General features: G+C 63.1%; 17 protein-coding genes and 1 tRNA gene. 12 read left to right on the top strand and 6 right to left on the bottom strand.

All coding sequences use genetic code 11. The features are described from left to right. Positions 1-9 precede the first annotated feature (9 nt). The 4 genes from rho to GCN78_RS05675 all read left to right on the top strand — a co-directional run bounded on the left by rho (position 10) and on the right by GCN78_RS05675 (position 4879). Positions 10-1272, top strand: coding sequence for a transcription termination factor Rho (rho, locus tag GCN78_RS05690; RefSeq protein ID WP_034746249.1), 1263 nt, complete (start codon positions 10-12; stop codon positions 1270-1272). A 282-nt stretch (positions 1273-1554) separates the two neighbouring features. Next, positions 1555-1824: a type B 50S ribosomal protein L31 gene (locus GCN78_RS05685; RefSeq protein WP_034746247.1), complete on the top strand. Its 270-nt coding sequence runs from the start codon at positions 1555-1557 to the stop codon at positions 1822-1824. Positions 1825-1976: 152 nt separating this feature from the next. After that, a complete protein-coding gene (locus GCN78_RS05680) occupies positions 1977-3701 on the top strand; it encodes an ArnT family glycosyltransferase (protein WP_152250811.1) in 1725 nt (574 codons plus the stop codon). Between the two features lie 197 nt (positions 3702-3898). Further along, positions 3899-4879 carry a choice-of-anchor A family protein gene (locus tag GCN78_RS05675; RefSeq protein ID WP_226939486.1) on the top strand — a complete coding sequence of 327 codons (981 nt, stop codon included), beginning with the start codon at positions 3899-3901 and terminating at the stop codon, positions 4877-4879. Positions 4880-4954: 75 nt separating this feature from the next. On the opposite strand, the gene GCN78_RS05670 is transcribed toward GCN78_RS05675, so the two are convergent. Continuing rightward, positions 4955-6634: an AMP-binding protein gene (locus GCN78_RS05670; protein ID WP_152250809.1), complete on the bottom strand. Its 1680-nt coding sequence runs from the start codon at positions 6632-6634 to the stop codon at positions 4955-4957. A 133-nt stretch (positions 6635-6767) separates the two neighbouring features. Here GCN78_RS05670 and GCN78_RS05665 point away from each other — a divergent pair, with 133 nt between their 5' ends. Together GCN78_RS05665 and GCN78_RS05660 are read left to right on the top strand one after the other, a co-directional pair. After that, complete coding sequence (locus GCN78_RS05665) at positions 6768-9131, top strand: DNA polymerase II (protein ID WP_152250808.1); 2364 nt, start codon at positions 6768-6770, stop codon at positions 9129-9131. A gap of 263 nt (positions 9132-9394) precedes the next feature. Beyond that, positions 9395-10711, top strand: coding sequence for an enoyl ACP reductase FabMG family protein (locus tag GCN78_RS05660; protein WP_152250807.1), 1317 nt, complete (start codon positions 9395-9397; stop codon positions 10709-10711). Positions 10712-10806: 95 nt separating this feature from the next. On the opposite strand, the gene GCN78_RS05655 is transcribed toward GCN78_RS05660, so the two are convergent. Continuing rightward, positions 10807-11571, bottom strand: a complete 765-nt coding sequence (locus GCN78_RS05655; protein WP_152250806.1) for an SDR family oxidoreductase — start codon at positions 11569-11571, stop codon at positions 10807-10809. 174 nt (positions 11572-11745) lie between these two features. Between GCN78_RS05655 and GCN78_RS05650 the strand changes: the two genes are divergently transcribed. Next, a tRNA-Leu gene (locus GCN78_RS05650) sits at positions 11746-11832 on the top strand. 159 nt (positions 11833-11991) lie between these two features. Here GCN78_RS05650 and GCN78_RS05645 read toward each other — a convergent pair. After that, positions 11992-12570, bottom strand: a complete 579-nt coding sequence (locus GCN78_RS05645) for an NnrU family protein (protein WP_152250805.1) — start codon at positions 12568-12570, stop codon at positions 11992-11994. 69 nt (positions 12571-12639) lie between these two features. After that, positions 12640-13032: an Imm10 family immunity protein gene (locus tag GCN78_RS05640; protein WP_096237964.1), complete on the bottom strand. Its 393-nt coding sequence runs from the start codon at positions 13030-13032 to the stop codon at positions 12640-12642. A 147-nt stretch (positions 13033-13179) separates the two neighbouring features. On the opposite strand from GCN78_RS05640, the gene GCN78_RS05635 reads away from it, so the two are divergent. Further along, positions 13180-13596, top strand: coding sequence for a GNAT family N-acetyltransferase (locus tag GCN78_RS05635; RefSeq protein WP_226939485.1), 417 nt, complete (start codon positions 13180-13182; stop codon positions 13594-13596). A gap of 17 nt (positions 13597-13613) precedes the next feature. On the opposite strand, the gene GCN78_RS05630 is transcribed toward GCN78_RS05635, so the two are convergent. Beyond that, on the bottom strand, positions 13614-14639 hold the full coding sequence (locus GCN78_RS05630) for an MORN repeat-containing protein (RefSeq protein WP_193316623.1): 1026 nt from the start codon (positions 14637-14639) through the stop codon (positions 13614-13616). Between the two features lie 196 nt (positions 14640-14835). Between GCN78_RS05630 and GCN78_RS05625 the strand changes: the two genes are divergently transcribed. Continuing rightward, positions 14836-15621: a M56 family metallopeptidase gene (locus tag GCN78_RS05625; RefSeq protein WP_152250803.1), complete on the top strand. Its 786-nt coding sequence runs from the start codon at positions 14836-14838 to the stop codon at positions 15619-15621. A 64-nt stretch (positions 15622-15685) separates the two neighbouring features. Then, positions 15686-16186 carry a hypothetical protein gene (locus GCN78_RS05620; RefSeq protein ID WP_152250802.1) on the top strand — a complete coding sequence of 167 codons (501 nt, stop codon included), beginning with the start codon at positions 15686-15688 and terminating at the stop codon, positions 16184-16186. A gap of 3 nt (positions 16187-16189) precedes the next feature. Here the strand turns inward: GCN78_RS05620 and GCN78_RS29235 are convergent, their stop codons facing one another. Beyond that, the gene (locus GCN78_RS29235; RefSeq protein ID WP_193316622.1) at positions 16190-16354 is read right to left on the bottom strand and encodes a hypothetical protein; all 165 of its coding nucleotides are present in this window, start codon (positions 16352-16354) and stop codon (positions 16190-16192) included. Positions 16355-16772: 418 nt separating this feature from the next. Here GCN78_RS29235 and GCN78_RS05615 point away from each other — a divergent pair, with 418 nt between their 5' ends. Then, the gene (locus GCN78_RS05615; protein ID WP_152250801.1) at positions 16773-17609 is read left to right on the top strand and encodes a universal stress protein; all 837 of its coding nucleotides are present in this window, start codon (positions 16773-16775) and stop codon (positions 17607-17609) included. Between the two features lie 69 nt (positions 17610-17678). Next, positions 17679-18548, top strand: coding sequence for a hypothetical protein (locus GCN78_RS05610; protein ID WP_152250800.1), 870 nt, complete (start codon positions 17679-17681; stop codon positions 18546-18548). Positions 18549-18586 lie beyond the last annotated feature (38 nt).

The following is an 18586-nucleotide window of genomic DNA, read 5'->3' as shown; positions in this document are numbered from 1 at the left end:
TCAACACATATGCATTTATCCGAACTAAAGGCCCTACACGTATCCGCCCTGCTTGAGATGGCGATCGGTCTTGACATTGACAACGCAGCCCGCTTGCGCAAACAGGAGCTGATGTTCGCTATCCTGAAAAAACGCGCCAAGTCCGGCGAACAGATTTTTGGCGACGGCGCCCTGGAAGTGCTGCCTGACGGCTTCGGCTTCCTGCGCTCGCCTGACGCCAGCTACATGGCGTCCACCGACGACATTTACATCTCCCCTTCGCAAATCCGCCGCTTCAATCTGCACACCGGCGATTCGATCGAGGGCGAGGTACGGACCCCGAAAGATGGCGAACGCTATTTCGCATTGGTCAAAGTCGACAAGGTCAACGGCGAATCGCCGGAGATGTCGAAACACCGCATCCTGTTTGAAAACCTGACGCCGCTGCACCCGAACGAGCCGCTGCGCCTGGAACGTGAAATGAATGGCCAGGAAAACATTACCGGCCGCATCATCGACCTGATCGCCCCGATCGGCAAAGGCCAGCGCGGCTTGCTGGTGGCATCGCCGAAATCCGGCAAATCCGTGATCCTGCAGCACATCGCCCATGCGATCACGGCAAATCACCCTGACATCACCCTGATCGTGCTGCTGATCGACGAACGTCCGGAAGAAGTGACCGAAATGCAACGTTCCGTGCGCGGCGAAGTCGTCGCCTCGACCTTCGACGAGCCGGCCACGCGCCACGTGCAAGTAGCCGAGATGGTGCTGGAAAAAGCCAAGCGCCTGGTCGAAATGAAAAAAGACGTGGTGATCCTGCTCGACTCGATCACCCGCCTGGCGCGCGCCTACAACACCGTCATCCCTGCCTCGGGCAAGGTCCTGACCGGTGGTGTCGACGCGAACGCGCTGCAACGTCCAAAACGCTTCTTCGGCGCCGCGCGCAATATCGAAGAAGGCGGCTCGCTGACCATCATCGCCACGGCGCTGATCGAAACGGGTTCGCGCATGGATGACGTGATCTTTGAAGAATTCAAGGGTACCGGCAACATGGAAGTGCATCTGGAACGCCGTTTGGCCGAAAAACGCGTCTACCCGGCCATCAACCTGAACAAATCGGGTACGCGCCGCGAAGAACTGCTGATCAAGCCGAACGAGCTGCAAAAGATCTGGATCCTGCGCAAGTTGCTGTACTCGATGGACGAGATCGAGGCGATGGAGTTCATTCTGGACAAGATGAAGGCCACGAAGAACAACGCAGAATTCTTCGACATGATGCGCCGGGGGGGATAAACCTACTGCGCGACCGCATTTGCGATTTCCGTTGCTCACCGTACTTTTGTACGGTTGCGCTACTCGATCGCAACTGCGGCCTGCTCGCTACGGTTTCTCCCTCCCCGGTGCAGGATCGTAGTGCAAGCCGCTCATCGAGCGGCTTTTTTATTGCCGTCCGCCCGAAAGCGCTATATAATCGACGGTTGCATTATTTTAAACCCTGGCAAGTGATCGGCAATCGGGTCAAGAAGCTGGACGACCGACGAAGTGCTGTTTGGCTACCAAACTAGAGAGAAGACCATGAAAGTCGATACCCATCCAGAATACCGCGAAGTTGTTTTCCACGATCTGTCGTGCGATTTCAAATTCGTTACCCGCTCGACCATCCAAACCCGCGAAAAAATCACCCACGACGGTAAAGAATACCCACTGGTGAAGATCGAGGTTTCGGCTGAATCGCACCCATTCTTCACGGGCAAGCACAAAATCGTCGATACCGCTGGTCGCGTCGAGAAGTTCCGTCAGAAGTTCGGTTCGGTTGGTTCGAAAACCGCAGTCGCAGCAGGCTAATTTTTGCCGCATTGCGGCAAAAAAGGGCAGCTTCGGCTACCAGAGAAAAGGCAGCCACGGCTGCCTTTTTTGTCTTTGGCCGCTTTACTTTATACTCGCGCATACCCGACGCCATTCGTCGCGTCTTGCCACCATTCTGATACCGATTATCGATGAAGCCAGTCCGCCTTCCCGCCGCTGCCACACTCGCGCTGCCACGATGGGCCTTGTTTGCGCTCGGCCTGCTGTACATCCTGCCTGGCCTGATCGGCCGCGAACCGTGGAAGAACGATGACGCCGCCAGTTTCGGCCTCATGTGGACCATGGCGCATGGCGGCCTGAACGACTGGCTGTGGCCCAACGTGGCCGGCTTGTCCCTGCCCGATGAGGGCCCGCTGGCCTTCTGGCTGGGCGCCATTTTCATCAAGCTGTTCGGCTGGATCGACGGCGACGTCTTCGGCGCGCGCATGTCGACCATCGGCATCTTCGTCGTCAGCACCCTGTCCGTCTGGTACACCGCCTTCAACCTGGGCCGCCGCAACGACGCCCAGCCGCTGCGCCTGGCCTTCGGCGGCCAGCCCGAGCCGGACGACTTCGGCCGCACCCTGGCCGATGCCGCCGTACTCATCTATCTGGGCTGCCTGGGCCTGCTGCAGCACAGCCACGACATCACGGCCGAAGCGCTGTACGTATCCCTGATGGCGTATCTGCTGTACCGCGCCGTGCGCTACGTGGAAGGCCCGTCCGTGCGCAATGCTGCCCTGCTGGGCCTGGCGCTGGGCGGCCTGACCCTCGCGCGCGGCTGGATCACGCCGGCGGCGCTGAGCATCGCCCTGCTGCTATGCACCGTCTTCCTGCGCCTGCCGCTGCTGCGCAGCGTGCGCCACCTGGCGCTGGCCATCCTGATCGGCGCCGCGCTGACCCTCGTCTGGCTGCTGCCGGGCGAACTGCTGCAACCGTATGGCCATTCGCCGCTGCAAGCGTGGATGGAGTGGAATTTCCGCCAGTTCAGCGCCCCGAGCCTGAAAAGCGTGCAGTATTTCTTGCGTGTCGGCATCTGGTTCTTCTGGCCCGCGTGGCCCTTCGCCGCCTGGGCCGTGTATGCCTGGCGCCGCCAGCACCACGTGCTGCACATCGTCGTGCCGCTGACCTTTGTGGCCATGCTGGCCATCCTGGGCCTGTGCCATCCCGATCCCGACCCGAGCCAGTTGCTGCCGCTGCTGCCGCCGCTGGCCGTGATGGCCGCGTTCGGCTTGCTGACCATGAAACGGGGCGCCATCAACGCCATCGATTGGTTCTCGGTGATGGTGCTGACCATCTGCGCCCTCGCGCTGTGGCTGTTCTGGTTCGCCATCCTGACCGGCTGGCCGCCAAAACTGGCGCATAACGCCCTGAAACTCATGCCCGGCTTCAAGCCCGAGCTGGACTTGCTGGCCTTCTTCGTGGCCGCCTGCGCCAGCGCGGGCTGGGTGGCGCTGGTGCACTGGCGCATCTCGCGCCAGCCGGCCGTGCTGTGGCGCGCCGTGGTCCTGTCGTCCGGCGGCCTGATCCTGATCTGGGTGCTGATCATGACCTTGTTCCTGCCGCCGCTGAACTACAGCAAGAGCTACGCCAGCGTGGCGCACCAGATTTCCATTCACCTGCCGCCAAACAGCAAATGCATCAACAGCAACGTCGGCGCAGCACAGCGCGCCTCGTTCGCCTACTTCGGCCATCTGCCGTTTGCCAGCGTGGGGCAGCAGCAGTGCGATGTGTTCTTGCTGCAAGACAGCATCAAAGTTCCCGACAGCAAGGAAAAACTGCCCGAACACCATGGCGCGGACTGGATCAAGCTGTGGGAGGGGCGCCGCCCCACGGATGACGTGGAACGTTTCCGCCTGTACCAGCGCGTCAGGTAAGCAACAAAAAACCGGGCCAGCCCCGGTTTTTTTATGTCCACCAGATAATCATTAACGACGGAAAAATGTTGCTTTAAAATATAGTTAATTACCTAAATTGAACTAGAATTGCTTTTTAGATTATAATAGCCGGCTGCGCGATGGCGGTGTCTTGCTTTCCCGCCCTATTCGTCCCCCAATTCACCATGAGATCGTCCATGACATTATTTAGCACCCGCACCTTGCCGCTCATCAGCGCCGCCCTGTTCGCCTTCTCCTTCAGCGCCTCAGCGCAAGCCACCGTGGTCGACCTCGGCGTCGCCAATGGCTACTCGGCCTTTATCTTTGGCAACATCGGCAGCAGCGGCAGCAGCGGCTTCACCAGCGTCGGCGGCAGCATTGCCGCTGGCGGCAATATCTACCTGGACAACTACAACGTCGGCACGAATAAAAAGCCGGGCAGCGCCGTCAATTCGATGGTCGCTGGCGGCAACCTGAACACGGGCTGGGGCACGCTCAGCGGTTCGGCCGTGTACGGCGTCAGCAACCCCAATGCCACCCTGACGGCACCACAATGGTTCCCAACGAACAACATTAGCAAGGGCAATGCCTCCACCCTGGATTTCGCGGGCGCCAAGCAGCAACTGACGACCTTGTCGGGCGACGTGGCCAAGCTGCAATCGAACGGCACCGTGATCTCGCAGTACGGCAACATGACCCTGGTGGGCAATGTCAACGCCGACGTGAATATTTTCAACATCGATGCGTCGAACCTGCATAACCTGACCCTGGACCTGTCCTCGCTGAAAAGCACGGCCAGCATCATCATCAACGGCACCGCCACCAATATCACCATGAGCGGCGGCTTCGACAATTTCGCCAGTTTCGCCAACCGCACGCTGTTCAACTTCGCCAACGCCACCACCACCAGCCTGCAGAACGTCGGCATCAACGGCAGCATCCTGGCGCCGAACGCCGCGTTCTCGGGTTCGGGCGACATGAACGGCACCCTGATCGCCAATTCGGTCAGCTCGATCAATTATGGCCATGTCGCAATGAACGGTTCCGGCTTCAACACGGTCAACGTCTCGGCCGTACCTGAGCCAGGCACCTACGCCATGCTGCTGGCCGGCCTGGGCGTGCTGGCCTTCATGCGCCGCCGCACGCCAGCGCGCGCACCACAAGCCGCGATGGCTTGAGCTTTACGCTGAAGCAATAAAAAAACACCGGGCCGCGCGAGCGTCCCGGTGTTTTTTTATGTGCTGGCGAAAAGTTTATTGCGTACCCAGGCCCAGGTCGTTGGCTACCTGCTGGCGCAACAGGTATTTCTGGATCTTGCCCGTCACCGTCATGGGGAATTCCTCGACGAAGCGCACGTAGCGGGGAATCTTGTAATAGGCGATCTGCCCATCGCAAAAGGCGCGGATATCGTCGCTGGTGGCCTGCGTGCCCGGACGCAAGATGATGCAGGCACACAATTCTTCGCCATACTTGGCGTCCGGCACGCCCACGCATTGCACGTCGAGCACGCTGGGGTGGCGGTACAGGAATTCCTCGACTTCGCGCGGATAGATGTTTTCGCCGCCGCGTATCACCATATCCTTCGAGCGGCCGACGATGCTGCAAAAGCCGTTGGCGTCGATGACGGCCAGGTCGCCCGTGTGCATCCAGCGCGCCGCGTCGATGGCTTCGGCTGTTTTTTCCGGGTCGCCCCAGTAGCCCTGCATCACGGAATAGCCGCGCGTGAGCAATTCGCCCTTTTCGCCGCGCGGCACGATGCGCCCTTCCGCATCGATGATTTTCACTTCCAGGTGCGGATGGACGCGGCCGATGGACGACACACGCATTTCGCGCGGGTCTTCGATGGCCGTCTGGAAACTGACGGGCGACGTTTCCGTCATGCCATACGCGATCGTGATCTCGGCCATGTGCATCAATTCGATGACCCGCGTCATGACTTCCATCGGACACGGCGAGCCGGCCATGATGCCGGTGCGCAAGTTGGATAAGTCGTATTGCTTGAAGTCAGGATGGTCGAGGATGGCGATGAACATGGTCGGCACGCCGTGCAAGCCCGTGCAGCGCTCGGCCTGCACGGTGTCCAGCACGGCTTTCGGGTCGAAGCCTTCGCCGGGAAACACCATGGCCGCGCCATGCGTGACGCAGGCCAGGTTGCCCAGCACCATGCCGAAACAGTGATACAGGGGCACGGGGATGCACAGGCGGTCCTGCTCGGTCAGGCGCATGGCTTCGCCGATGAAGAAACCGTTGTTGAGGATATTGTGGTGCGTCAGGGTGGCGCCTTTCGGCGCGCCCGTGGTGCCGGAGGTGAACTGAATGTTGACGGCGTCGTCAAACTGCAAGGTGGCGCTCACTTCTTCCAGGTGCGCCAGGTCGGCGTCGGCAATGCCCTCCATCAGGGTGTCGAAGTTGTGCATGCCGGGCGTGGCGGCCGCGCCCAGGCGGATGACGTGGCGCAATTGCGGCAGGCGCGGCGACTGCAGGGCGCCGGCACGCGAACGGGCGATGTCCGGCACCACGTCTTGCACGATGGCCAGGTAGTCGCTGGACTTGAAGCTGGGCGACAGGATCAGCGCGCTGCATTGCACCTTGTCGAGCACGTATTCGAGCTCCGAACGGCGGTAGGCGGGGTTGATGTTGACCATGATCAAGCCGGCTTTCGCCGTGGCAAACTGCGTCAGCACCCATTCGGCGCAATTTTGCGACCAGATGCCGACCCGGTCGCCCGGCTGCAAGCCCAGCTTCAGCAAGCCGGCGGCCAGGCGGTGCACGCGTTGCTGGAATTCCCGATACGTCCAGCGCACATTCTGGTGCGCCACGATCAGGGCGTCGTGCTGGCCATAGCGGGCGGCGATGCCGTCGAGGTAAGCGCCTATCGTTTCGCCGATCAACGGCGTCTCGTGGGCGCCGTGTACATAACTCATTGCTTGCATGCTGTCTCCTGGGTGTGTGGCGCGATGCGCTCTTGTTATCGTCTTCGATGCAGAAAATTATAGCCGCAACCGCCCCCGCCCTGCGTCAGCTTGCTGTAATGTGCAGGCCAGTACACCAGACACGCTCGGCACCATGACAGGCAACACGCAGCACCCGCCCGAACAGGGCTTCATCCTGACCCGCCACTGGCGCGACACGCCCGCCGGTACGGAGGTCGATTTCTGGCTGGCAACCGATAGCGGCCCCCGCCACGTGCGCCTGCCCGTGCAGACGGCCGTCGCCTTCCTTCCCATGGAGCAGCAGGAACAGGCGCAACAGCTGCTGCGCGGCGAGCGCCATGCCGAGCTGCGGCCCCTGTCGCTGTGCGATTTCCACCATCGCCCCGTGCTGGGGCTGTACTGCAAGCAATACCGGCATTTGCTGAAGCTGGAAAAGCAGTTGCGCGCGCACGGCGTCGACGTGTACGAAGCCGACATCCGCCCGCCCGAGCGCTATCTGATGGAGCGTTTCATCACGGCGCCCGTATCGTTCAGCGGAGAAACAGGGCAGGAAGTGCAGCTGAGGCCGGCGCCCGGCTACCGCCCCGCCTTGAAACTGGTGTCGCTCGACATCGAAACGACGGCGCACGGCGAGCTGTATTCGCTGGCGCTGGAAGGCTGCGGCCAGCGCCAGGTGTACATGCTGGGGCCGCCAAACGGCGTCGACGAGGAACGCGACTTCGACCTCGAGTACTGCGCCACGCGCGCCCAGATCCTCGAACGCCTGAACGCGTGGATGGCGAAGCACGATCCGGACGCCATCATCGGCTGGAACCTGGTGCAGTTCGACTTGCGCGTGCTCAGGGAACATGCCGAGCGCTACAACACACCATTGAAGCTGGGACGGGGCGGCGCCGTGATGGAATGGCGCGAACATGGCGGCAAGCAGGAACACTATTTTGCCGCCGCGGCGGGCCGGCTGATCATCGACGGCATCGAAGCATTAAAATCGGCGACGTGGAATTTCTCCTCGTTCAGCCTGGAAAACGTGGCGCAGACCTTGCTGGGCGAAGGCAAGTCCATCGACAACCCTTACCAGCGCATGGCCGAGATCGACCGGCGTTTCCGCGAAGACAAGCCGGCGCTGGCCCGCTACAACCTCAAGGATTGCGAACTGGTCACGCGCATCTTCGCCAAGACCGAGCTGCTGACTTTTCTATTGGAACGGGCCAGCGTGACGGGCCTGGCGGCCGACCGCAGCGGCGGCTCCGTGGCCGCCTTCGAACACCTGTACCTGCCGCTGATGCACCGGCAGGGTTACGTGGCGCCCAACCTGGGCGATGTGTCCGGCGACAACAGCCCGGGCGGCTTCGTCATGGATTCGCAGTCGGGCCTGTACGACTCCGTGCTGGTGCTCGACTACAAAAGCCTGTACCCGTCCATCATCCGCACCTTCCTCATCGACCCCGTGGGCCTGGTGGTGGGTACCAGCGGCGACGAAGCCGATACCGTGCCCGGCTACCGCGGCGCGCAGTTTTCACGCATCAAGCATTGCCTGCCCGCCATCGTGGAACAGGTGTGGCAGGGGCGCGAGACGGCCAAGCGCGAACGCAACGCGCCGCTGTCGCAAGCGCTGAAAATCATCATGAACGCGTTTTACGGCGTATTGGGCTCGAGCGGCTGCCGCTTTTTCGACCCGCGCCTCGCTTCGTCGATCACCCTGCGCGGCCACGACATCATGCACCGCACGCGCGAACTGATCACCGAGCAAGGGTATCAGGTGATCTATGGCGACACGGACTCCACCTTCGTGTGGCTGAAAACGACGCATGGCGACGAAGAGGCAGGCAAGATCGGCCGCGCCCTGGTGGCGCACGTGAATGCCTGGTGGGAGCGGCACCTGCGCGACGAGTTCGGCCTGGAAAATGCGCTGGAGCTCGAGTTCGAGACGCATTACCGGCGTTTCCTGATGCCCACCATCCGCGGCTCGGAAGATGGCAGCAAGAAGCGCTACGCGGGCCTGGTGGGCAAACCCGACGGCAGCGAGCAGATGGTCTACAAGGGCCTGGAAACCGTGCGCAGCGACTGGACGCCGCTGGCGCAGCAATTCCAGCAAGCCTTGTACCTGCGCATCTTCCAGCGCGCCGCCTACCAGGACTATGTGCGCGACTACGTGGCGCGCACGGTGCGCGGCGAATTCGACGCTTTACTGGTCTACCGCAAGCGCTTGCGCCGTCCCCTCGACGACTACCAGCGCAACGTGCCGCCCCACGTGCGCGCGGCGCGCACGGCCGACGCCTACAACCTGGCGCAGGGACGGCCATTGCAATACCAGAATGGCGGCTGGATCAGCTACGTCATCACGGTGGCCGGGCCGGAGCCGCTGGAAACCCAGCGCTCGCCCATCGACTACCACCACTACCTGACGCGCCAGCTGCAGCCGGTGGCCGACGCGATATTGCCGTTTCTGGGCGACGATTTTTCGCGCCTCGTATCGGGCCAGCAGGATTTGTTTTAGATCAATTTTGCTGACCTGGGCGGCCAAGCTGAGGTAATATCGGCGCCTGCCGGACCAGTCCGTGGGCGCTGTGCGCCGCGGCAGCGTAAAATACGCCATGGCGAAAGAATAAGAGCTGCACGAAGAAGAAGATGCCATTCCAGACGAGAATCATTCGCAACAGGATTTTCCACTCTGAAATGGCGCATAATTTACAACTATGTTGAACCAGCGGGCCGTCGCACCAGTCGTCTGCCCTGCTAATTTTTGAATGAATTGACACCATGACCGAGATCACGTCCTTAAGAGACATCCCGCAAAAAAATATCTTCCGCAAGGGCGACACCTTTGTGCTGTTCGGCGAGCTGTTCGGCCGCGGCTATGTGAATGGCTTGCTGGACGAAGCGCGCAAGGCGGGCATGAATATCGTCGGCATGACGGTCGGCCGCCGCGATGAAAACATGGCGCTGCGCCCGCTGAACGCGGAAGAGCTGGCCGAAGCGGAAGCCAACCTGGGCGGGCGCATTATCAATGTGCCGCTGATGGCCGGTTTCGACCTCGACGCGCCAGCCGGCGAACCAACGCCGACGGCCCTTCTGGCCGACATGACCCTGAAAAGCTGGCAGGAAGACAAGCTGGACTGGGCACAGATCGAACGCTGCCGCGAAGCCGGCATCGCCCGCTTCAGCGCTTCCGTGGCGAAAGCCATGGCCGAGCTGGACAGCCTGATTCCTGATGGCAGCAACGTGTATTTCGCCCACACCATGGCTGGCGGCATTCCAAAGGTCAAAGTCTTCCTGGCCATCGCCAACCGCATCTACAAAGGCCGCGGCGAGCGCTTCATGTCCTCGCGCGCCCTGCTCGACAGCGACCTGGGCAAGTTGATCCTGATGAACTTCGACGAAGTCACGGCCAATACCCTGCAGCACCTGATCGACGGCAGCGCCGCCATCCGCGCCCGCATCGAGCAAACGGGCGGCCAGGTGCGCTACAGCGCCTACGGCTACCACGGCACCGAGATCTTGATCGACGGCAAATACCAGTGGCAAACGTATAGCAACTACACGCAAGGCCTGGCGAAGATGCGCCTGGAAAACGTGGCCAAGGCCGCGTGGGAAAAAGGCATCAAGGCCACCGTCTTCAACTGCCCGGAAATCCGCACGAATTCGTCCGACATTTTCGTCGGCGTGGAACTGTCGCTGTTCCCTCTGCTCGACGCGCTGAAAAAAGAAGGCGGCGGCGCCTGGGCCGAAGAGCAATGGAAAATCTGCCAGGGCTTGCTGGAAGACGGCGTCTCGCTGCAAGACTTGCTCGACCGTATCGCCGCCTACAACGGCGACGCCACTAGCGTGCAGTTCCGCAACTTCGCCGCCTGGCCGATGGACAACACGCCGGAGCTGGCCGAAGTCATGATCGGCACCTCGGACGACATCACCAAGCTGCACAAGGACCGCAAGGAACTGATCACCGACCACCTGAGTTCCTTGGTACTGGAAGGCACGGGCCCGCTGATGTTCCACGCCATGTCGGAACCGCAAGCGCCCGTCGTCTGGCTCAACCACGACATCATCGCGCGTCAGCTGAACTCGGTTCACAACTGAACTTGAGGTAGCGTAAGGTACGCTGCAACACACCGACGGCCCGGCTCATCCCCGGGCCGTCGGCGTTTTGATGGCCGCTTTGCGTGACCGATCCTTTACGCGCGCACGATGGACACGCCGCCATCGGCCAGCAGCGCCGTACCGGTGGTGAAGCTGGATGCATCGGACGCCAGGTACAGCGCCGAGCGGGCGATCTCGTCCGGCGTGGCCAGGCGCTTCAAGGCATGCAATCCCGCCACGAAGGCCAGCGCCTCGGGCGTGGCGGCCACCGCGCGCCCCATCGGCGTATCCGTCCCTCCCGGCAACAAGGCATTCACGCGCACGCCTGCCGCGCCATACTCGGCCGCCAGGGCCCTCGTCAAGCCGATCACGCCCGCCTTGCTGGCCGCATACGCGGCCATGCCGGACATGCCCAGCGTATGGCCGACGAAGCTCGCGGTGAAGATCAGCGAGCCGCCGCCGCGCGCCGCCATGGCGGGCAGTTGGTATTTGGCCGCCAGAAAGGCGCTGGTAAGATTGGTATCGACCACCGCCCGCCAATCTTCCAGGGCAACTTCCGGCGTGGGCCCCATCGGCCCCAGGGTGCCCGCATTATTAAACGCGATATCGAGGCCGCCAAAACGTTGCAGCGCCAGCGCCACGGCCCCTTGCGCACACGCCGCATCGCCCACATCGCCGGCGCAGGCCACGGCTTGCGCGCCGCCCTCCGCCAGCTGCGCCACCAGCGCATCGAGTTCCTTCTGCCGCCGCGCCACCAGCACCAGCCGCGCGCCATGGCGGGCGAACAGCCGCGCCGCCGCATGCCCGATGCCCGAGCTGGCGCCCGTGATGATGGCGACCTTGTTTTCCAGTTGCAACATTTGATTCCCCTTCAAGTGGTTGAAAGGGAAAAGATAGGCCGGCAAGCCAGGCGCGGCACTCCGCTTCTTGCGCTGGAATCGGCGTCGTCAACGGTTCTCCATGCTTGTGCAAAACACGCGCCAAGCATAAAACTTGCCAGATTGTGACAAATCAGTGATAATGCGTCTCGCGTTGCCGGGATGGCGGAATAGGTAGACGCACGGGACTCAAAATCCCGCGCTGGAAACAGCGTGCCGGTTCGATTCCGGCTCCCGGCACCACAGAACATGTTTTGGCAGTACCTGATCAAACCCGCCCATCGCCAGATGCTGCGGGTTTTTTGTAGTAGCGCCCCGATCTGCGCTCCACCCCCGCCTTCACCGCTGCCACTCCGTATCAACAATGCTGAAACGCACGACATTGCGTGTGCAGCCATCCAGCTATCCAAACGGCCGCACGCCAAACAGCACGCCGTGCAGCCAGAACGCCAGCAGCAGCCACAACAGGCAACCCGCGACGATGGCGAGCAGGGTGCCTGCCACGGTGCCGCCCGGGTAGGCCATGCCGGCCGCGCGGTCGCGCTGCACGGCGGAATACAGATCGACTGACGACCAGACGAGAAAGCCGCCGAACAGCAACACGTCGGCCACGTTGCCGTTGGCCAGCAGATGCGCGACGGCCCAGAATTGCGTGCCCAGCAGCATGGGGTGGTGCACCAGAGTCTTGATGCGGTTGCCCGGCACATTGGCCGCCGCCAGTAAAATCAGCGACAACAGCATCAGCAGGGCGCTGGCGTGGCGCAAGCCCATGGGCGGCGTCCACAGCACCTGCGTCTGCTGGCGCGCCAGACCGTAGCCCCAGATGATCAGGCCCAGCCCGACAAACGCCACGAGCGAATACAGCCCCTTCCAGCGCTTGTCGCCGAGGCGCGCCAACTGGGCGCTGCGCCAGTCGTCGGCGACGATGCGCACCGAGTGCAAGCCCAGGAACAGCAGCAAACCGAGTATCAGCACAGTCATCGTCATCTCCTCCAGTCCCTATCCGCTATCGAGCATACGCGACACCATGATCGGTGCCGTCCGCGCAGATCAACGTTCTTCGCGATAGTAATCGCAGCCCTCGAACGTGGTGCGCAGCGCTTGCTGCAGCTGGGCGTAGCGCTCCGGTGTCAGGTTGAAACGCACGTCGATCTGACCATCGTCGTCCATCTGCATGGCCGCCTCGGCATCCATCTGCACGGACAGGCGGTTCGGATGCAGGATCACAGCGTGCATGTGGCCATACCACGCGAATTCCTGGCCGCAATATTCGATGTACGGCTCGTCCATGCCCATGGCCACGTCCTGCTCGTCATACTCGTCGGCGCGCTGCAGCATCAGATAGACGGGCTCGCCCTTGCCGGCGGGTGCGGCCAGGGTGGTGATCAGGGCGTCGTCTTCATTCATGACGGACAATTCGGTGGCGGTAAATCCTGCGGACATGGCGTGCTTTCAACAAATATGGGGATGGCGCCACCATAGCGCAAAAGCGCGGCGCGCAACATAGCGCGCGGCGAAAAAAGCGCGCCGTCACGAAAATCCATCGCCGCCTATAATTACCGCTCCAAACCATTTATACAGGAGACCGCCTTGAGCGCAGCATCGCCCTACACCATCCGCCTGGCCATTCCCGCCATCGCCACCTACCAGCACCTGCGCGTCGCCGCCGGCATGAGCGCGAAAAGCATGGAGGCCGCCGCCAGGGGCTTGCCGAACTCGCTGTTTGCCGTGCAAGTGCTGTTGGGTGACGAGGTGGTGGGCATGGGCCGCATCATCGGCGATGGCGGCTGCTTCTTCCAGGTCACCGATATCGCCGTGCTGCCGGCCCACCAGGGCAAGGGCCTGGGCAAGCGCATCATGCGCGAGATCATGCAATTCATCGAGACGGAAGTGCCGCCAAGCGCGTATGTCAGCCTGATCGCCGATGGCCAGGCGCAAGACCTGTATGCGCAATTCGGTTTCAAGCATACGGCGCCCGTTTCCGTAGGCATGGCGCTCAAGCGCTGACCTTGCCGGCGTCCTGCTCAGATGCGCAGCTTGAGCGCGTAGCTCATGGCGCAGGGCGCACCGGCGCACAAGGCCGGCTTGTACTTGACCAGCATCATCAATTGCGCGATGCGCTCTCCCAATTCCTTGTCCGGCGCCCTGCGGACCAGGGCGGCGATCGGCGTGCCAGCCGCATCGAGTTGCACTTCAACATGTAATTCGCCGCGGCTGCCCGTGACGCCGGCCAGGTCCTGCACGGCACGCACCAGTTCTCCCGGGCCATGCGCGGGATATGGCGGTTCATCGGCGTCCAGCAATATCCGGTAATACCCTTTGAGCGTGCGTTGCTGCTCCACGCTCAACGCGCCATACGGCGCATCGAACGGCGCTGGCGAGCCGCTTCCCGTGCGGCTGATGGCCGTCGCGCCCTTGCTGCCACTATCCCTGCTCACGAGGGCATGGTTTTCCGCTGGCGCCAGCGGCGCACTGCCTGCCGGCAAGCCGCCATGGAAGACGCCGGCGTACTGACGCCCGTTCGGATAGCGTATCGTGCCTTGTCCTTCAAACAGGTCGTCCTTCCAGCCTCCCGTATAGCTGCCGCCGCGCGCGTAATCGATGCTGCCCTGGCCATTGCGCTTGCCGCCGGCAAACGCTCCCTGGTAACGGTCGCCCAGCGCCATCAGCTGCTCGACATCGCCGCTGGGCTGGCCGGCGACATACATGGCCCGCAATTTGTTGCCATCCTTGTCGACGTGTATGCCCCTGCCCTGCCATACCCCCTGCTGGAAGCCGCCCTGGTACACGGCACCGTCTTCGGCCTGCCAGGCACCGGCGCCATCCATCTGGCCGCGCACCAGGCGGCCTTCATAGCGCCCGCTCTCGCGCCCATTGCGCGACCATTGCAGGTAACCGCTGCCCTGCGCGAAACCATCCTGGCAAGCGCCGCTCCAGACCACCGTGGCGTCGTCCGGTTGCCCAGCCCTGTCCACCAGGCAATCGGCCTGGCCCGCTGCCGGCTGCGCCTGCGCACCTGCACTCCCCATCAAGACTGTCAACAGCAGCATTTTTTTCATGATCATGGTAAAAAATAAAGAATATCAATACTAGCATTCATTTCCGACAATCATGAAAACACCACGACAAGGTGGCGCGCGCGGTGCGGCAAGGAAGCATCGACAGGCGCTACACTGGCAACTGCTTTGACTCTCCCCACGCGAACAAGATGACCTTCCCTATCCCCATGGCCGCTACACGAACGGTTTGCGCCATCCTGCCGGCAGCCGCCGGCGGGGCAGGCTGATGGTGGCGTGGCTGCTGGGCACGCTGCCCCTGGCGCTGCTGCTGAGCGCCGCCGCCTGGCGCGCCGAGCGCGCGCAGCACAGGCGCGGACGCACGACGCGCTGGCTGTGGCTGGCGGCCATCGCCGCCTCCGTGCTGCTGCCGCTGGCACGGCTGCCCGGCGTGCTGGCGGCCATGCCGCCGGAGCAGGCGCAGCTGAAACTGGGCTGGTTTGTCTTATCCAGCGGCATGCTGCTGCTGTTGGCGCTGCGCAGCGTCTGGCTGCTGTCGCACCAGCGCCGCTGGCAAAAGAGCACCTTGCTGGGCACGCCCGTCTTCCTGAGCGGCGGCATCGGCCCCTGCGTGGCGGGCCTGCTGCGGCCCCGCATCGTGATGCCCGTCTGGCTGCGACTGATTTCTTCCCAGCAACAAACGCTGTTGCTGGCGCATGAACAATGCCGGCTGGCCGCGCGCGACCCGCAACTGCTGGCCCTGGCCTACGCCTTGATCGTGCTGATGCCCTGGAATTTACCGCTGTGGTGGCAGGTGCACCGGCTGCGCTTTGCCATCGAAGTCGATTGCGACGCGCGCATGCTGGCGCACGGCCACGCGCCGCGCGACTATGCCATCGTCCTGCGCCAGCACGGCCAGTGTTATTCGGGGCTGACGGGCGCCTCGCCCATCGTGCTGAACGACCCGCTGGCCCTGCGGCGCCGGCGCCGCCTGATGGGCAGATTTACCCGGGACCAGGCGGCGAACTTGCTATAGTAGCGGCAACGCCGCGCGGCGCGCCCGCGCCCCCGGCTCCCCCCTTAGAAATCAGAGAGATACCATGCTTTACCTGCTTGCCATCGTGATCGTCATCGCCCTGCTGTATTACGTCTTCAGCGGCCGCACGCCCGCCCAGCCGCTGCACAAGCCGCTCATGTCCGTGCGCCAGTACGTGCCGGCGATCCCTGCGGGCGCACCCGCGCACCACTGGACCGACGAGGGGCGCTTTGCGTCGGAAGTGGAAAACGAATCGATGTACCAACCCGCCATCGCCAGACTGGCCGGCGAGCACGGTCCCGGCAACGCGGAAGAAAAATGCCTGGCCCTGCTCGTCTGCGACGATGCCAATCCGTTCCAGGACAAGGCCATCGCCATCTTCATCGATGGCCAGCTGGTCGGCTACCTGTCGCACAACGACGCGCTGCGCCTGCGCCGCAACCTGGGCCGCATGGATCTGGTGGGCCAGCTGACCTCGTGCGACGCCGTCATCCGCGGCGGCGGCCTGTGGAACGGCAAGCGCCTGTCGTACGCCGTCTGGCTGGACTTGCAGCCCTACAACTAAAACCTATGCCGCGCGCGCCAGCCTGACGGCGCGCGTGGCGATAAAGCTGGCCAGGTCGCGCATGTCGCCCTGCACGGTGGCCAGCACGGGCGCCTGCTGCCCGGGCCGCGGCGATGGTGGCGCTGTCGACGGGCTGCGACCAGGGACTGTTGCGTGCCGCCTGGGCATCCCAGGCTTGCTGATTGTGCTGCAAGAAGTTGTGACCCACAGGCATCGTCATCCTTACAGAAAAAAGCAGGATGCGAATGTAGCATGACGCCAGGCAAGGCGTCGAGAAGTGAACTCCTGCCACAGCCAGCGTTGTTGCGTCACACAAGGAAGTGCCGGACAGATGGCGCCGGCGCCGATGCAGACCACTGGAAGGGCAAGGAGTTCAATGCCATTATGGCTGGCTGTGCCCCGAGCATATTGATGCATATCAAGCAGATCAGCCTTTTCTGGCGATGGCATTGCAAATGACCATGGCGTGTCTCTTCTTGAGCCATATCAAGCCCAACAAAAGAAAACCGCCGCCTGACACGGCAATGCTGGACTTGGCCGTGTTGCCGTTCTAGCCTTGTTGATATCCTGACTACCGAGTGAGCACATGGCCTACAAATCCATCCTCGTCCACGCCGACCTGTCGCGTCATGCGCCCCAGCGCATCGCCATCGCGGCCCGGCTGGCGCACGCGCACCAGGCGCACCTGATCGGCGCCGCCATGACGGGCGTATCGCGCTTTACCCTGGAAAACAACCGCGGCATGCGCGGCGGCGCCGTGGCGGCGCAGATCTCGGCCCTGCACGGCCAGGCGGAACAGGCGCTCGACCAGTTCGAGACGCTGGCGCGCCAGGCCGGCGCCGTCTCGCTCGAGCGGCGCCTGATCGAAGACGATGCAGATGGCGGCATGGCCGTCAGCGCCCGCTACAGCGACTTGACGGTGCTGAGCCAGCATGACGACAGCGAAGCGCTGCCTGGCGCCATGAGCGACCTGGTGCCGTACGTGATGCTGAACGCGGCCCGTCCCGTGCTGATCGTGCCGCGCAGCGGACAATTCGCACAGGTGGACAACACCGTGGTGGTGGCCTGGGATGGCAGCATGGAAGCGACGCGCGCCATCGGCCACGCCCTGCCCCTGCTGCGCGCGGCGCGCCTGGTGGTGCTGGCCCTGCTGCACCCGCCGGCCGGCCATGCGCAGCCGGCCCGCCATCCGGGCGCCGACATCGCCGCCTACCTGAGCCGCCATGGCGTGCCCGTCGAAGTGCGCCCGGCCATCGCCACGGGCGACATCGGCGCGGCCCTGCTGGCCATGGCCGCCGAAGTGCATGCGGACTTGCTGGTGATGGGCGGCTACGGCCACGCGCGCTTCCGCGAAATCCTGCTGGGCGGTGTGACGGAAACGATCTTGCGCCAGATGACCTTGCCCGTGCTGATGGCGCATTAAGGTCCGGTGCGCCACGTGTAGTTGCACAATGGATATACTTGCCCAATTATCTATATCAAGGCAAGGTACATGAATCAACAACTCGTCAATTGGGGCAGCAGCCTGGCGCCGTTCGGCGGCGAACTGCTGTGGAGCGCCCTGCCGTGGATGCTGCTGTGCAGCGCGGCCGGCTTCGTGCTGGCGCTCGGCATCTGCCACCAGCTGGCCAGAAAATGCCTGCTGGTGCGCCGTCCCCGCCCCTGGCATGTGGCCGCCAAGCTCAGCTATGTCCTGATCCTGCTCGCGCTGCCGCTCCTCGGTGCCGGCTTGGGCGCCGTGCACAGCGTGCACCGCGTGGTCAACCAGGCCCTCGAGCGCGATCTGCAGCCCGTGGTCGAGGCACAGATGCCGGCGCTGCGCGTCTACCTGGAACAGCAGGTCAAGCTGATCGCCCCGGGCCAGCCCATCAGCGTGCGCAGCCTGCTCGAACCCTTCGTGCAAGATATGTACTACCGCCCCACATCCAGCAGTTACTGGGAACGCAGCAAGGCGCGCTGGATCAATGAATTCATTCTGCGCCGCGGCAGCGTGCTGCTGACGCAGGTGCTGCAGGAACAACTGATCGCCAGGGTCGGCCTGCTCGGCGAAGCGCTCAAGGGCGCCAACTTCCGCGGCCAGGCGACGGGCGACCTGGCCGCGCTGGGCACCGATCTGGCCGTGCGCCTGACCACCGATGTGGCGCGCCAGGCCGACTTCAGCAAACTCGACAAGTCAGTGCCGATGATGTTCATCGACGCCATCAAACGGCAGGCGGGCGCCTATTTCAACTCGCTCAAGATCACGCTGGGCCTGTTCGCGCTGGCGGCGCTGCTGCTGGTATGGGGCGAGATCCTGCTGTATCGCCATTACTACCTGCGCCGCCATCCGCCAGCCGCGGCCCTGCCCGTGCCGCCCATGTAAAAAAGCCGCGCCACCCTTGCGGATGGCGCGGCTTTCAA

It is taken from the genome of Janthinobacterium rivuli, assembly GCF_009208735.1.
GTDB lineage: Bacteria > Pseudomonadota > Gammaproteobacteria > Burkholderiales > Burkholderiaceae_D > Janthinobacterium.
Note: the sequence above shows the minus strand (reverse complement) of the source record. Positions and strands in the feature narration are given on the sequence as shown.

Bases quoted from the DNA above. Each gene is read 5' to 3' on its own strand.
- rho (WP_034746249.1), top strand. From the start codon at position 10: ATGCATTTATCCGAACTAAAGGCCCTACACGTATCCGCCCTGCTTGAG.
- GCN78_RS05685 (WP_034746247.1), top strand. From the start codon at position 1,555: ATGAAAGTCGATACCCATCCAGAATACCGCGAAGTTGTTTTCCACGAT.
- GCN78_RS05680 (WP_152250811.1), top strand. From the start codon at position 1,977: ATGAAGCCAGTCCGCCTTCCCGCCGCTGCCACACTCGCGCTGCCACGA.
- GCN78_RS05675 (WP_226939486.1), top strand. From the start codon at position 3,899: ATGACATTATTTAGCACCCGCACCTTGCCGCTCATCAGCGCCGCCCTG.
- GCN78_RS05670 (WP_152250809.1), bottom strand. From the start codon at position 6,634: ATGCAAGCAATGAGTTATGTACACGGCGCCCACGAGACGCCGTTGATC.
- GCN78_RS05665 (WP_152250808.1), top strand. From the start codon at position 6,768: ATGACAGGCAACACGCAGCACCCGCCCGAACAGGGCTTCATCCTGACC.
- GCN78_RS05660 (WP_152250807.1), top strand. From the start codon at position 9,395: ATGACCGAGATCACGTCCTTAAGAGACATCCCGCAAAAAAATATCTTC.
- GCN78_RS05655 (WP_152250806.1), bottom strand. From the start codon at position 11,571: ATGTTGCAACTGGAAAACAAGGTCGCCATCATCACGGGCGCCAGCTCG.
- GCN78_RS05645 (WP_152250805.1), bottom strand. From the start codon at position 12,570: ATGACTGTGCTGATACTCGGTTTGCTGCTGTTCCTGGGCTTGCACTCG.
- GCN78_RS05640 (WP_096237964.1), bottom strand. From the start codon at position 13,032: ATGTCCGCAGGATTTACCGCCACCGAATTGTCCGTCATGAATGAAGAC.
- GCN78_RS05630 (WP_193316623.1), bottom strand. From the start codon at position 14,639: ATGCTGCTGTTGACAGTCTTGATGGGGAGTGCAGGTGCGCAGGCGCAG.
- GCN78_RS05620 (WP_152250802.1), top strand. From the start codon at position 15,686: ATGCTTTACCTGCTTGCCATCGTGATCGTCATCGCCCTGCTGTATTAC.
- GCN78_RS29235 (WP_193316622.1), bottom strand. From the start codon at position 16,354: ATGCCCAGGCGGCACGCAACAGTCCCTGGTCGCAGCCCGTCGACAGCG.
- GCN78_RS05615 (WP_152250801.1), top strand. From the start codon at position 16,773: ATGGCCTACAAATCCATCCTCGTCCACGCCGACCTGTCGCGTCATGCG.
- GCN78_RS05610 (WP_152250800.1), top strand. From the start codon at position 17,679: ATGAATCAACAACTCGTCAATTGGGGCAGCAGCCTGGCGCCGTTCGGC.